This window comes from Prodigiosinella confusarubida (assembly GCF_002847015.1).
Classification (GTDB): domain Bacteria; phylum Pseudomonadota; class Gammaproteobacteria; order Enterobacterales; family Enterobacteriaceae; genus Prodigiosinella; species Prodigiosinella aquatilis.
On sequence record NZ_CP025085.1, the window covers coordinates 2,071,641 to 2,085,488 of the forward strand.

Genomic DNA, 13,848 nt, shown 5'->3' on the forward strand with positions numbered 1-13,848 from the left:
TTACTGATATGGTTCTACTATCTATTTGTATTGTGGCGGATTTATGACGATAAGCACGAAAGTGTAAACAGACTTACCATTGTCATATTATGGGTGTAAAGGCAACATATGTTACCCGATTTTATCCTGGGATCAGGATAACTCACCCACAATGGCGAAAATAGAGATGACGGAGATAAACAACAAATTACTGAATCGGCGTCGGGCGTGAATTGTGATCACCTGACACATCGTATTGTGATAGAAAGCAGTTGGCGGAAAGTCGTGGCGTTCATTTTTTCATTCCTTGTGGTATTACATCATCAGACGTTTCGGATAGCCTCCATACATTTTTCTTATGAATACTTGATGTACATCCAATATCTGTCAGGTTGTTGGGTAATTGTCAGTACCCTTTGCGGCGTTGATGATAAAATGTGCGTGTTTTCAACCTTGGCGACAAATGGCGGGCAGCATGAGATTTAACACAATGAATGAAGGCGAAATTATTACCGAGCTTTGCCGGAGGATAAAAGATGCCCGCATCCAGCAACGTCTGTCTCAGGTCGATCTGGCTGAACGGGCCGGTCTGGGTATTGCCACGATCAAGCGCGCTGAAATGGGTGAATCCATTACGCTGAGTAGTTTGTTGTGTATTTTGCGTGGATTAAATCGTCTGCATCAGTTGGACGGTGTTTTGTTTGATGCCGAGGTGGAGTCATTCAATGCGCAACTGAGTGGTGGGAAACAACGCGCCCCACTGCGTATCCGCAAGAAAGCTCCGGTTTTTCCGGCCAAAATTATTAAAAGTGAACCGATTGTACCGCCTTCCAGTAACACAGTGGATTGGTATGTTTCTGCGGCTGAAAATAATATCATCTGGTCCAGACCGGATAGCGAAAAGAAGTAACGCCCCGTTTCCGGTAATAAAAAATAGCTAATGCTTTTAAACATTAGCCATTTTTTATACCAGCCTTAAACCACCTCCTCGGGAGGTGGTGATTGTTCTCGGCCGTTGGCAAACCTATGTACGGCGTCAGAATGGTGATAATGAGTAGAAGTGTAAAACACCCGCGCCAGATATAGCGAGCCTAGAGCTTATAGGGAAGCGCTTACCGCGTTTTTGCGATCTCTCCATTATCGCCGTGATATGCACTTTGTCGTCAAACTCATTTTTATGGTTGCTAAAATCGGGCCAACAGTAGAACGCACGGTCTTGTAAAGAGCAGATAATATCCTCTTTGCCAGTCTGAATTGCGCCATCCTTGGCGCGGGTACTTTCCATACTTTCCTGCGGTTACATAACTTCCCTGGTGTTATTCACACAACACGACTTTGATCGCCAGTCCACCGCGTGATGTCTCGCGGTATTTGGCGTTCATGTCTTTCCCGGTTTCGTACATGGTTTCAATCACTTTATCGAGAGAAACGCGTGGTTCGCTGGTACGACGCATTGCCATCCGGGCGGCATTGATCGCTTTTACTGCGGCAATCGCGTTACGCTCAATGCAAGGCACCTGTACCTGGCCGGCTACCGGATCACAGGTCAGCCCCAGATTGTGTTCCATACCGATTTCTGCGGCGACGCAGACCTGTTCCGGATTGGCTCCCAGCAGCTCAGCCAGACCTGCCGCTGCCATGGAGCAGGCCACACCAACTTCGCCCTGGCAACCGACTTCTGCACCGGAAATAGAGGCATTCATTTTATACAGTAGCCCGATGGCACCTGCCGCCAGGAAATAGCGCAGATACGCCTCGGGTGTGACGGGTTGAATAAAGTGATCGTAATAGGCCAGCACGGCGGGAACGATTCCACAGGCGCCGTTGGTCGGAGCGGTGACTACCCGGCCACCGGCGGCGTTCTCTTCCGCAACGGCCATGGCAAACATATTGACCCAGTCCATTCCGTCCATCGGATCGTTGGAGAACCGATCATTGATGAACAGTAAGCGATGCAGGGCGGAAGCCCGGCGGGGAACCCGCAGCGGGCCAGGCAGTACACCTTCGGTATTCATGCCGCGATGAATGCCGTTCTGCATGGTTTGCCAGACCTCGGCAAAATAGTGCTCGATGGTTTCACGTCCATGCAGGGCAATTTCATTTTTCATCACGATAGCGGAGAGTGACAGGCAGTTATCATGACAATGACGCAACAGTTTTTGTGCGGAGTAGAACGGGTAAGGGACGCTCTCCTCCGTAGTGACGACTTTACCAAAATTTTCCTGGTCGACCACAAAACCACCGCCAATGGAGTAATAGGTTTTGCTGTATAGCAGTTTCTGCTGGGCGTTAAAGGCACGGACAGTCATACCATTTTCATGTAATGGCAGATTTTCCGCCTGGAATCGCAGGGCGGTTTCCAATGGGAAGCTGACGTCGTACTGACCATTGAGTAATGGCAATCGCTGGGTTTGTTGTACTTGCTGAATAAACGCCGGAATAGCATCAATATCGACACTGTCGGGCAAGTTCCCCGCCAGCCCCATAATGATGGCGATATCGGTATGGTGGCCTTTGCCAGTTAGTGACAGCGAACCATAAACGTCAACTACAATACTGGAAACCGATGAAATAAGTGATTTACTGACCAGATCATCCGTGAACATGTTGCCAGCTTTCATCGGGCCAACGGTATGCGAACTGGAAGGGCCGATACCAATTTTGAAAATATCAAATACGCTGACCATGGGGTATTCCTTTGAGAAACGCCGGTCTGATTACCGGCGTTGTGGTACATCCATCAGTAACGGTGGAAAATGGTCTTTCCGGTTAGCCGAACAGGGTATAAACGATAGCGGTGATAGCAATCAGCCCCATGATGGTGACGAACACGTTGCTTATTTTGCCGCTGTATTTTTTCATGGCGGGTACTTTCTGAATGGCATACATCGGCATCAGGAACAGTAAGCAGGCAATAACCGGGCCACCCAGTGTTTCGATCATACCCATAATGCTGGGGTTCATTGTTGCCACCAACCAGGTTGTGGCCAGCATGAACAGTGTTGTTAACCGGTTCAGTTTTACTGAAGAGATGATTTTGTTTCTGCTGCGCAGTGATTTCACAACCATGCCGTTAAAGCCTTCACTGGCACCGAGGTAGTGACCGAGAAACGATTTAGAGATGGCAATGGTCGCGATAACCGGCGCCAGATAGCCCATTACCGGGTTGTTAAAATGGTTTGCCAGGTAGGACAAAATGGAGATGTTCTGTATTTTGGCTTCCATCAGTTCGGCCGGAGACAGTGTCAGTACGCAACTGAACACGAAGAACATGACTGTCAGTACCATCATGATGTGGCTGTAAGAGAGAATGCGTGAGCATTTCTTTTCAGCGCCTTCGCCGTACTCCTTGCGTTTGGCTACCGCAAAGGAAGAAATAATCGGTGAGTGGCTAAAGGAGAACACCATAACCGGAATAGCCAGCCACAGGGTTGCCAGTAAACCATTGCCCGTGGTGTTATTGGTTAAGGAAATATTTTCAAAAACAGAAGTATTCCAGTGCGGAACTAAATATACCGCCAGCCACATCAGAATAACAACAAATGGATAAACCAGCACGCTCATTGCTTTAACAATCATCGCTTCGCCAAAACGAACAATGAACATTAATGCCAGAATTAATACCAACGATAAAATAGCTCGCGGCGGTGAAGATAAATGCATCTGGTGCGTAATAAAACTGTCTACCGTATTGGTAATAGCGACACTATAAACCAGCAGTATCGGGTAGATAGCGAAAAAATAAAGCAGAGTGATTAATTTACCAGCGCCGACGCCGAAATGTTCTTCAACGACTTCCGTAATATCTTCACCTCCTTTTTTTCCGGATAAGACAAAACGGCATAAAGCGCGGTGAGAAAAATAGGTCATTGGGAAAGCAATAATAGCCATGATAATGAGTGGAATTAAGCCGCCAATACCCGCATTGATGGGCAGAAATAACACACCTGCACCAATGGCCGTACCATAGAGGCCAAGCATCCAGACAGTATCGCTCTTGCGCCAGCTGGAAGCCTGCTCAAGCACCTGGCTGCTTTCTTGAATCGTGCTCATGTTTGTTTCTCCTAGGTGAACACAGACTATAAAAAGTACAGTATCGGCCTATCGCCAATACAGGGATAAGTTATGAACAAAAGATAAAAATCATGTTGATTGAGTGAATCTGTTGTGTGGCGGCATTCTATATCGTGGCGGTCAGTAAATAATATTGTGGTGATCACATAAATGAATTAAAAATAATTATTTTAATTAAACCATATTAAAAATAAAACATCAACAATGATACTTTAAAATATTTATTTCTAACGTCTCTTTGTTGATGCGTTAATTAAGTGTTTTAGGTGAGAGGTAACTAACTAAATAAATAATCAATTCGTTTTAAGTAAGATTATGTTTTTAAGAAATCGCTTATTAAGCGGATAAATAATAGACCCAAATTTCATGATGTCACGTTAAAAAAACAATGTTAATCACATCTGGTGGTTTAACACACAACCGTAAGCTGCGTTTTCCGATACGGGCTGAACCTTTCGGTGGTACCGAGCGCCACAAAAGCGGGTACCGTTCGTACCCGCCTTTTTATGCTATGGGATTACGTTGACAACGATTGCTGAGCCCACTGTAATCCGGGTTGGTACTCTTCTGATAGTAAAGGTGCCAGTAACTGTAAGGTCTGACACAATTGGGCACTGTCAGGATGGTTGAGATTCAGGTGACCGACTTTACGCCCCGGACGGACCTCTTTCTCATACCAATGTAAATGTACCAACGGTAAGGCCAGCCAATCGGTATTCACTGCCGTGCCAATCAGATTGACCATCACGGAAGGTGCGGTGATTACCGGTAACGGAAGTGGCAGATCCAGAATGGCGCGCAGATGTAGCTCAAACTGACTGATAGAAGCCCCGTTTTGTGTCCAGTGTCCGCTATTGTGCACCCGTGGCGCCAGTTCGTTAATTAACAGCCGTTCTCCGACGATAAAGCACTCCATTGCCATCACGCCAACATAACCAAGCCGATTCATAATGGCTGAAAGCATCTGTTCCGCTTGTTGTTGCAGATGCGGCTGTGGTGTGGGTAATACGACGCTGGCACGCAGAATACCGTCCTGATGCAGGTTGTGGGTCAGAGGATAGAATACACATTGACCTTGTGTGTTACGGGCACCAATCAGTGACACTTCACCTGAAAAATGAATACCCTGTTCAACGATGCACTCTCCATAGCAGTCGGCCGGCAGAGCGGTTTCTTCACCGGGGTGCAGGCGCCATTGACCCCGGCCATCGTAGCCGCCCACACGGCGTTTGACGATGGCCAGTTCACCGAGATCTGAATAAATGGATGACCATTCATCACTACTGGCAAGTAATTGCCAGGGAGCGGTGGCGAGTTTCAGTTCGTCCAGCAACTTCTTCTGGGTATAACGGTCGGCCAACAAAGGGAAAATATCCCGATTGACGAAAGCAGTGTGTCGGGCTAATTCTCTGGTCAGTGCCGTTTCCGGCCAGCGCTCTATTTCCGCGGTAATGACACTGTGTTGAAACGGTACTGATTCTGGTTCGGCATCCAGGCCAACCGGATAAACGGCAATACCCAACGGCTCTCCAGCCTGACGTAACATGCGGCCCAACTGGCCATTGCCAAGAACGCAAACAGGCTTCATGCATCCTCCCGCGGATCGGGATGGTTGAGGACGTCATCGGTCTGGCTCTGACGCCAGCCGGCCAGCCGGGACGCCAGAGCACTGTCGTGCAGAGCCAGAATCTGGGCGGCCAGCAGTGCTGCATTAGCGGCGCCTGCTTTACCGATCGCCAGCGTTCCGACTGGAATACCTCGCGGCATCTGCACGATAGAGTAAAGACTATCCACGCCATTCAACGCAGCACTTTGTACCGGTACACCGAGTACGGGAAGTAGTGTTTTGGCTGCCAGCATACCCGGTAAATGAGCTGCACCACCCGCGCCAGCGATAATGACATCAATGCCGTTTCCCGCGGCCTGTTCTGCAAAACGGAACAGCTTATCGGGTGTACGGTGTGCAGAGACGATTTCAACGTGATAGGGAAGGTGCAGTGTAGTGAGGATTTCCGCAGCAAACTGCATGGTGGCCCAGTCACTCTTTGAACCCATAACGATGGCGATTTTGGCCGGGGCGGCGTTGGATGACATGCCTGTAATGCTCCTGTGATTGTGCATGGCGCCTATAGATTGCGCATGGTGATGTGCAGCATCGCCAGCCAGCCATATGGGCTCTGCCAGCGAGGGCGTAGAGCATACCATGAGCCCATAGCAAGGAAAACGGTTGCGTAACGATGAAAAAGGGAGTTTCAGTGAAAACGACGCTAAAACGTCAGCTTAGAAAGGAAAAGAAATCAGTTCGATATCCTGTGGGGTAACTTTGATCATTGAACCCTGATGATGCCAGGCACCGAGCACGGCCCGCTGCGCGGTGATGCCTTCCGCCCTGATGACGTGAATCTCCGGGCGATGAGTATGGCCATGAATCATGCCGTCAACCTGATAGTGCCGCAGGCGCGCTATTACCTGCTGTGGATTGACATCCATAATCTGCATAGACTTGGTTTGGTTGGCTCGTTGGCTGGCTGCCCGCATATTGGCGGCAATACGCAGACGTATACGCAGTGGTAGCAGCAGAAATAGGCGTTGTATTAATGGGTTGTGTACCCGGCGGCGAAAGCGTTGATAATCCTGATCGTCGGTACATAATGTATCGCCATGCAACACGAGAAAACGGCGACCATACAGTTCTATCATGTTCTCTTCCGGCAATAATGTGATACCGCTCTGAGCGGCGAAAGCCTTGCCCAGCAGGAAATCCCGGTTGCCATGAATGAAATAGCAGGGAACGCCTTGTTGGTGTAATGACTGCAAAGCCTGTGCAACAACCAGGTGTAGAGGTTGTGGGTCATCATCACCGATCCAGGCGTCAAATAGATCGCCAAGAATATAAAGTGCATCCGCCTGAGAAGCATCCTCACGTATAAAACGCAGAAAACCGGCAGTAATCGCCGGTTCATGAATACTTAAATGCAGATCACCAATAAATAGTGTTGCCATACTGCGGGGATTACTCGCTAATAGTCACGTGAGTAATCACAACGTCTTCTTTTGGCACATCCTGATGCATACCGCTGCGACCGGTTGCTACGGTTTTAATCTTTTCAACGACGTCCATACCGTCGACCACTTCGGCAAATACGCAGTAACCCCAGCCATCGGCCTGCTCTGAACGGAAGTTCAGGAAATCGTTATCCACGACGTTGATGAAAAACTGTGCGGTGGCGGAGTGCGGATCATTCGTCCGTGCCATCGCCAGTGTACCACTGGTGTTTTTCAAGCCGTTGTTGGCTTCGTTTTTGATGGGGTCTTTGGTCTTTTTTTGCTCCATGCCCGATGTAAAACCACCACCTTGAATCATGAACCCATTAATTACACGATGAAAAATGGTGTTGTCATAAAAACCGCTACGGCAGTAATTCAGGAAATTTTCTACGGTAATCGGTGCTTTATCAGCGAAGGTGTTGATGACGATATCGCCGTGGTTAGTATGAAACGTGATCATAGTAATAAATCCTACTTGGTCATAGGTAGATAGATATGGAAAGATGTTCTCATCATGGTGGTGAGCCATCAAGAGCGCTCTTATAACATAACTGAATGGTGGCGTCAGCAGCAGAGGGAGAGATAACGCCGGGAATAGGGTCAGAGTAATCCATTAATGAATATTGATTCAAATTATTTGCAGTAAAATTGTTAATTAACATAATTAAATTGAATAAGATTTTAGTTATACCATATTAAATTTTAACTAAGCACGACTATTTTTTTCATTTTTGAAACCGTAACCTATATGCTATTGAAATTGACTCCCGTTAACATTAACTGACTAGGATGAATGAACTATGATTGACCGGATTAATAGCCTATTAAACCGACCGGATTGCGGAAAACTGATTCTTCGTTTGTCATTCAGTATCCTGATGCTGTTTCATGGCACGCATAAATTGTTGGAGGGAATCAGCGGTATTCAGGGCATGTTGACTGCGCATGGTTTGCCAGCCTTTATCGGTTATGGCGTCTATCTGGGAGAGGTTGTTGCCCCTCTGTTCATGATTTTGGGAATACTGACCCGTTTATCTGCGCTGGGGTTCTGTTTCACGATGGTGGTGGCATTATTGCTGGCTGAACCAGAGTCTCTTTTCATGTTGGCAAAAACCGGTGCCTGGGGCGCTGAAAATGTGGCGGTTTATTTCTTCCCCGGTATTGTTATCGCATTACTTGGCAGCGGTAAATATTCTGTGATGTCGAATCCCCGCTGGCGTTAATTTTCTGTCTGGAACAGAAGGTATTTATATCAGGCCTGATCGTGTGATCAGGTTTTTTTTATCTCTGTGATGATCAGTTTTGCTGAAGATTAAGTATTTTACGCTCAATAGGAAATAGCGCGCCGGCAAGGTGTCGGTCTTGCACTTGTACGCTTGCAATAGAGCAGGGTTCAGGTTTCAATACACTGTTGGGTAATACACCCAGAAAGCGTTTATTTTTTTCTCACTGAGAACCAACAGTGATTTTCATATCCTGCGAATATCATGGAATACCCCGATGCTAAAGATTTTTAATACCCTGAGTCGCCAAAAAGAGGAATTCAAACCCATCCACGCTGGTAACGTCGGCATGTATGTGTGCGGGATAACGGTTTATGACCTGTGCCATATCGGTCATGGACGTACCTTTGTCGCGTTTGACGTTGTGGCTCGTTATCTGCGGTATCTGGGGTATTCGCTGAAGTATGTCCGAAATATCACGGATATTGATGACAAAATCATCAAGCGCGCCGCAGAAAATGGTGAATCTTATGAGCAGTTGACCAACCGAATGATCGCCGAAATGCATGCGGATTTTGACGCACTTAATATTCTGCGCCCTGATGAAGAACCCAGAGCCACACGCCATATTGCCGAAATTATTGCGCTGGTCGAGAAACTGATTGCTCGCCGACACGCTTATGTTGCGTTAAATGGCGATGTCATGTTTTCTGTGGATACCGCACCGGGCTATGGTGTTTTGTCCCGTCAGGATCTGGAACAGTTGAAAGCGGGAGCGCGGGTCGAAATCGCTGAAGTTAAACGTAATCCGATGGATTTTGTGTTGTGGAAGATGTCCAAGCCGGGTGAACCTTGCTGGTCTTCCCCGTGGGGAGACGGTCGTCCAGGTTGGCATATTGAGTGTTCCGCCATGAACTGCAAACAGTTGGGCGAGCATTTTGATATTCATGGCGGTGGCTCAGACCTGATGTTCCCACATCATGAAAACGAAATTGCCCAGTCCACCTGTGCACATGGTGGTGAGTATGTGAATTACTGGATGCATTCCGGCATGGTGATGGTTGATCGGGAAAAGATGTCCAAATCCCTGAATAATTTTTTCACTGTGCGTGATGTGCTGGCGTATTACGATGCGGAAACCATCCGTTATTTTCTGATGTCCGGTCACTACCGTAGCCAACTGAATTATAGCGAAGAAAATTTAAAGCAGGCCCGCGCCGCGCTGGATCGTTTGTACACCGCATTGCGTGGCACGAATGCTGATGCAGAAGCGAAAGGCGGCGATGTCTTTGAAGCCCGCTTTCGTGATGCGATGAATGATGACTTTAATACGCCGGAAGCGTATTCGGTGTTGTTTGACATGGCACGCGAGGTTAACCGACTGAAAGCGGAAGATCCGCAGGCCGTTGATGCGATGGCGGCTGAGTTGCGTAAACTGGCTAAAGTTCTTGGGCTGCTGGAACAGGATCCGGAACTTTTCCTGCAAAATGGCGCTGGGGCTGACACGAATGAAGTCAGTGAAATTGAAGCATTGATCAAGCAGCGTAATGATGCACGTCAGGCTAAAAAATGGGCACTGGCTGATGAAGCCCGTGATCGGCTTAACGACATGGGGATTGTGCTGGAAGATGGGGCACAGGGAACCATTTGGCGGCGTAAATAGCTGATGTTGCCGATATTAATGGTTCGTATCGTACTCGTTCATTGTCGCGCAATGAACGTTATCCTTGATATGTGAATTTATTCAGGATGTTTCGGAAATAACGGTATATACCCCAAATAATTCGAGTTGCGGGAAGGCGGCAAGAGAGTGAATCCCGATGAGCTTACTCAGATAAGTGATTTGGGTGAACGAACGCAGCCAACACACCTGAAACTTGAAGTATGACGGGTATAGAACGATAAAAGGGTTGTCATCCAGATCTGGAGCCCGGTTTATTGACCGGGCTCCTTTTTTACGCGTTGACTTCTACCGTCGCGTCATTGAAACAGACGGTTTGTCCGGCCACGATTTTGCAGCGTTTACGTGTTTCTGTGTGTCCATCGACACTGACTTCACCTGCCGCAATGGCCAGTTTTGCAGCAGCGCCGCTTTCACTCCAGCCCAGTAATTTCAGCAAATCGCACAGTTCGACATGCGGGTGATTTTCCAGATGAAAAATTTCCATACTTTCCTGCTTAAGGTTTTAGGTTAACGCGTTGTGTTATCGTGAAATTCTTCACAGGCCTGCAAGGTATTTTGAATCAAGGTCGCTACCGTCATCGGGCCAACACCTCCTGGTACGGGAGTAATGTAGGAAGCACGTGACTGCGCCTGTTCAAAATCGACGTCACCGACGACTTTCCCATTTTCCAGACGATTAATCCCAACATCAACGACGATCGCGCCGGGTTTAATCCAGTCACCGGGAATAAATCCGGGTTTACCCACCGCGACGACCAGCAAATCGGCGTGTTCGATATGGTGGCGTAAATCTTTGGTAAACCGATGGGTTACGGTAGTGGTACATCCTGCCAGCAGCAATTCCATACTCATGGGGCGGCCAACGATATTGGATGCACCGACGACGACGGCGTTTAGCCCGAAGGTATCAATATTATAACGCTCCAGCATGGTCACGATGCCGCGTGGGGTGCAAGGGCGCAGTAATGGTGCACGCTGACACAGGCGGCCCACGTTGTATGGATGAAAGCCATCCACATCTTTGTCGGGAGCGATGCGCTCAATCACTTTGGTATTGTCAATGCCTGCCGGCAGGGGTAACTGAACCAGAATACCGTCAATGGTTTTATCGGCGTTTAATTGGTCAATCAACCCCAGCAGTTCAGGCTCGGTGGTTGTGGCAGGTAAATCATAAGAGCGGGAAACGAAGCCCACTTCCTCACAAACCTTACGTTTGCTGGCGACATAAATCTGTGAGGCAGGATTCTCTCCCACCAGCACGACTGCCAAGCCCGGAGCGCGTTTTCCTTCAGCCAGTCGCTGTTTTACCTGCACAGCGACTTCGTCTTTGACCTGCTGCGCAATCGTTTTACCATCAATAATCGTTGCTACCATCAGAAAGAAAATCCATCATTTTTAAAACGGAGGAGAATGTCGGCTATTTTGTCAGAACCTGCACGTGCTGTCAGGCATTGTGTCAACATAATTGCTTTTGATGGTCGCTGCTGAACAATTTTTCCCTACCTGATTTTATTACCTAAGCGTTGCCTTAGTAGGATCGTGGTGAAAATGCGCGATGCTGCGAGAAAGACGCGATCGATCGCTTTATTGTGATTCTATCGTTCGGACTCAGTCATTCCGCGGGTTTGTCATCGCCGCGGAATTACTAACGTGATCAATGGTAAAGGCGTTCAGCTGTTGTCATGAATGTCGTGATTATTTTTTTCAGCATGGTCTGTAAGGCACTGGCTTTTTCTTCCTGCCAGTCGAACGGCAACGTCTCACGCATATAATTACATTGGGCCAGCTCCAGTTGTAGCGCATGTTGGTGCTGTGCCGGCAGTCCGTAAGCGCGAGTGATGTAGCCGCCTGTGAAACGCCCGTTAAGCACCCAACGCCACTGCTCCTGTGTTTCACAAACCGTAATCAACGCTTGCTCAATATTCGCGTCACAACTGGCGCTGTTATTGGTGCCCAGATTTAAATCCGGCAAGGTGCCGTCGAACAGTCGGGGGATGCATGAAGCGATAGAGTGGGCGTCAAACAGTAGTGCATAGCCATGCCGTTGTTTAATTTGGGCCAGCTCCTGCTGAATTTTCTGGTGGTAAGGGTGCCAGATGGTATCGAGATACGCCTTGCGTTGTGCTGGCCGGGGTTCTTTCCCCGGTTGAAAAGCTGGCGTGCCGTCAAACAGGACGTCTGGATATAAACCGGTGGTTGCGGTGGTATACAGCGGCTGATCATCTGCTGGTCGATTAAGATCGATAACAAACCGCGAATAGGTGGCAGCCAGCATGCTGGCACCAAGCGAGTGAGCAAAGGCATACAGTTGTGGAATATGCCAGTCGGTATCTGGCAAGGGACGTGCGGCGTCACTCAGCCCGTCGGCAACCTCGGGAGTGAGTGCGATCCCGGCGTGAGGAATACTGATCAGCAGCGGGCTATCGCCAGCAGTAAAAGAAAAAGGTTCCATCATCGTATTACTCCTCTGAAAACTGTCGTACAGGCGAGCTGCCCGCCCAACCAGTACACCAGTTCTGCCGGACGCGACAGTGGCCAGTGCACAAAATCCGCCACTTTACCGCTTTCAAGAGAGCCGTGGCTGTGTTGCAGTCCCAGCGCCTTTGCTGCATGCAAAGTGACGCCCGCCAGCGCTTCTTCCGGTGTCAGACGAAACAGAGTGCAGGCCATATTTAGCATCAGCCGCAGAGACAGCGCAGGTGAGGTGCCGGGATTGCAATCGCTGGCAATAGCCATAGGCACACCGTAGCGGCGAAACAAATCGACTGGCGGTGTTTGCGTTTCCCGTAACAGGTAATAGGCGCCCGGCAGCAGAACGGCGACTGTACCGGCTGCCGCCATCGCGGCGACATCGTCTGGTGTGGCATATTCAAGGTGATCGGCAGACAGCGCGGTGAATCGGGCCGCCAGTTGACTGCCATGTAATGATGAAAGCTGTTCTGCATGCAACTTGACTGGTAGTCCGTGTGCTTTCGCCGCCTCAAAAAGACGCGCCACCTGTGGTGGATTGAACGCCAGATGTTCACAGAACGCATCCACGGCGTCGGCCAGATTTTCACGGGCCACGGCGGGCAGTAGTTGATTACAGGCGATATCAATCCAGGTATCGGCCTGTCCCTTCAGTTCGGGGGGGATAGCGTGTGCCGCCAGACAGGTAGCGAGAATCTGTGCTGGTATTTCCTTGCCCAACGCCCGGATAACGCGCAGCATTTTCAGCTCGCTGTCGAGATCCAGGCCATAGCCGGATTTTATTTCTATCGTGGTCACGCCTTCTGCCAACAAGGGTTGCAAACGAGAGCGAGCCGAGCGTACCAGACTTTCACTATTGGCGGCACGAGTGGCGGTGACGGTAGCGAGAATGCCGCCGCCCTGGGCCGCGATATCCGCATAGCTGACGCCGTTCAGACGCTGTTCGAACTCACCGCTGCGATCACCACCAAAAACCAGATGAGTATGACAGTCAATCAAGCCAGGAGTGATGATGCCACCGCCAAAATCGGTAGCGTGTGTGGGAGAAAAGGATGACATATCGCGGCGTTCGCCCAGCCAGACGATACGCCCATCCGTTACGGCCAGCGCACCATCTTTGATGATGTGATACTGGCCATCACGCAGAGTAACCAGATCAGCCCCGAACCACAGGCTGTCGCAGTGCTGCGTCATAGCGTGCTCCATTAGTGTTATAGTCTTGTATAGACAAGTTATACGCCAGCGGTTTGTTTCGGCAAGCCACACAGCAATAGGAATTTCTTATTTTCGTTGCAGGTCACACGGTAGAGGTAGTTAAGCCATAAAAAAGCATTATGTTATTTACCGTGGGCTTTGGTGTATGTATATGTA

At 49.0% G+C, this 13,848-nt stretch carries 13 protein-coding genes; 3 read left to right on the forward strand and 10 right to left on the reverse strand.

Going from position 1 to position 13,848, the window contains the following annotated elements; translation table 11 throughout:
• Window positions 1-454: 454 nt before the first annotated feature.
• A complete protein-coding gene (locus CWC46_RS09600) occupies window positions 455-889 on the forward strand; it encodes a helix-turn-helix domain-containing protein (RefSeq protein WP_037381924.1) in 435 nt (144 codons plus the stop codon).
• A 406-nt stretch (window positions 890-1,295) separates the two neighbouring features.
• On the opposite strand, the gene CWC46_RS09610 is transcribed toward CWC46_RS09600, so the two are convergent.
• The 6 genes from CWC46_RS09610 to ppiB all read right to left on the reverse strand — a co-directional run bounded on the left by CWC46_RS09610 (window position 1,296) and on the right by ppiB (window position 7,561).
• Window positions 1,296-2,666 (reverse strand): L-serine ammonia-lyase, encoded by a 1,371-nt coding sequence (locus CWC46_RS09610; RefSeq protein WP_021016804.1) that lies wholly within the window; start codon window positions 2,664-2,666, stop codon window positions 1,296-1,298.
• A gap of 82 nt (window positions 2,667-2,748) precedes the next feature.
• Entirely contained in the window at window positions 2,749-4,032 is a 1,284-nt protein-coding gene (locus CWC46_RS09615) for an HAAAP family serine/threonine permease (RefSeq protein ID WP_101377487.1), read from the reverse strand.
• 538 nt (window positions 4,033-4,570) lie between these two features.
• A complete protein-coding gene (purK, locus tag CWC46_RS09620; protein ID WP_021016802.1) occupies window positions 4,571-5,641 on the reverse strand; it encodes a 5-(carboxyamino)imidazole ribonucleotide synthase in 1,071 nt (356 codons plus the stop codon).
• The gene (purE, locus tag CWC46_RS09625; RefSeq protein ID WP_021016801.1) at window positions 5,638-6,147 is read right to left on the reverse strand and encodes a 5-(carboxyamino)imidazole ribonucleotide mutase; all 510 of its coding nucleotides are present in this window, start codon (window positions 6,145-6,147) and stop codon (window positions 5,638-5,640) included. Before purE ends, purK begins: the two co-directional genes overlap by 4 nt.
• 186 nt (window positions 6,148-6,333) lie before the next feature.
• The gene (gene lpxH, locus CWC46_RS09630) at window positions 6,334-7,056 is read right to left on the reverse strand and encodes a UDP-2,3-diacylglucosamine diphosphatase (protein WP_021016800.1); all 723 of its coding nucleotides are present in this window, start codon (window positions 7,054-7,056) and stop codon (window positions 6,334-6,336) included.
• A 10-nt stretch (window positions 7,057-7,066) separates the two neighbouring features.
• Window positions 7,067-7,561 carry a peptidylprolyl isomerase B gene (gene ppiB, locus CWC46_RS09635; protein ID WP_021016799.1) on the reverse strand — a complete coding sequence of 165 codons (495 nt, stop codon included), beginning with the start codon at window positions 7,559-7,561 and terminating at the stop codon, window positions 7,067-7,069.
• Window positions 7,562-7,901: 340 nt separating this feature from the next.
• On the opposite strand from ppiB, the gene CWC46_RS09640 reads away from it, so the two are divergent.
• Both CWC46_RS09640 and cysS read left to right on the forward strand, forming a co-directional pair.
• Window positions 7,902-8,324, forward strand: coding sequence for a DoxX family protein (locus CWC46_RS09640; RefSeq protein ID WP_021016798.1), 423 nt, complete (start codon window positions 7,902-7,904; stop codon window positions 8,322-8,324).
• 277 nt (window positions 8,325-8,601) lie between these two features.
• Complete coding sequence (gene cysS / locus CWC46_RS09645) at window positions 8,602-9,987, forward strand: cysteine--tRNA ligase (protein WP_021016797.1); 1,386 nt, start codon at window positions 8,602-8,604, stop codon at window positions 9,985-9,987.
• A gap of 292 nt (window positions 9,988-10,279) precedes the next feature.
• On the opposite strand, the gene ybcJ is transcribed toward cysS, so the two are convergent.
• From ybcJ to hutI, 4 genes are all read right to left on the reverse strand, one after another.
• Window positions 10,280-10,492 carry a ribosome-associated protein YbcJ gene (ybcJ, locus tag CWC46_RS09650; protein ID WP_021016796.1) on the reverse strand — a complete coding sequence of 71 codons (213 nt, stop codon included), beginning with the start codon at window positions 10,490-10,492 and terminating at the stop codon, window positions 10,280-10,282.
• A 23-nt stretch (window positions 10,493-10,515) separates the two neighbouring features.
• On the reverse strand, window positions 10,516-11,382 hold the full coding sequence (gene folD, locus CWC46_RS09655; protein WP_021016795.1) for a bifunctional methylenetetrahydrofolate dehydrogenase/methenyltetrahydrofolate cyclohydrolase FolD: 867 nt from the start codon (window positions 11,380-11,382) through the stop codon (window positions 10,516-10,518).
• Window positions 11,383-11,662: 280 nt separating this feature from the next.
• Window positions 11,663-12,460, reverse strand: coding sequence for an N-formylglutamate deformylase (gene hutG, locus CWC46_RS09660; RefSeq protein WP_037382226.1), 798 nt, complete (start codon window positions 12,458-12,460; stop codon window positions 11,663-11,665).
• On the reverse strand, window positions 12,460-13,671 hold the full coding sequence (gene hutI, locus CWC46_RS09665) for an imidazolonepropionase (RefSeq protein WP_021016793.1): 1,212 nt from the start codon (window positions 13,669-13,671) through the stop codon (window positions 12,460-12,462). Before hutI ends, hutG begins: the two co-directional genes overlap by 1 nt.
• Window positions 13,672-13,848: the final 177 nt, after the last annotated feature.